This is a genomic window from Pseudomonas juntendi (genome assembly GCF_009932375.1).
In the GTDB taxonomy this organism is placed as follows: Bacteria; Pseudomonadota; Gammaproteobacteria; order Pseudomonadales; family Pseudomonadaceae; genus Aquipseudomonas; species Aquipseudomonas juntendi.
On the sequence record NZ_BLJG01000244.1, the window covers coordinates 1 to 693 of the forward strand.

Annotated in this window: 1 protein-coding gene; it reads right to left on the reverse strand. The window is 56.0% G+C overall.

The window, feature by feature from the left end; genetic code table 11:
• A partial coding sequence (locus GYA94_RS23510; RefSeq protein ID WP_161893198.1) for an immunoglobulin-like domain-containing protein occupies positions 1 to 693 on the reverse strand: 693 nt, incomplete at both ends.

Genomic DNA, 693 nt, shown 5'->3' on the forward strand with positions numbered 1-693 from the left:
GCTGCTCGAACTTCCACGCGTCTTGGCCGCTGACCGAGTCAATGGCGTTGACCACTGGCGCGTTGGTGCCGACGTAGACGTTGTCCGGCGCGATAACAGTAGCCGAACCGGTAGTGCTGTTGGCCGCCACGACGATATTGGTGCCATCGGTCAGCTTGAAGTACAGGTCCGAAGGGTTGTTGATCGGCAGACCATCTTTGTTGGTCAGCGTGATGGTGTACGTAATCTCGCCGCCTTCGGTTACCGAAGGGCTCGCGGTCAGCGTGGCTACAACTTCACTGATGGTGTCTGAGATTTCAACTGTCGCGGGGCTACCGAACTCCAGCTTCTCAAAGGTGGCACCTGGGACGCTTGCGTCAGTAACGCCAAGAGTGAGAGAGCCGGGATCTTTGAAGACATCATCACCTTGGGCTGCCGCCTTGTACTCCACCTCTGTTTTACCGGCTTCAATGGTGACCTTGTCGCCATTGGACAGGGTAACGGTCAGTGGCCGATCCAGCGCCTGACTGACTTTTACAGTAAAGACAGGCTGCTGATCTTCAGTCACATTGCCATTGCTGACGATGCTCACAGTTACAGGGTCGATGCTGTCCTGGATGGCAGTCGATGCAGGTGTTGGGTCCGGTGTCAGTTGCTCGAAATTGCCACCGGTTGCTTTGTCGATGGTGACATTGACGGTCGAGCCGTTGTTGT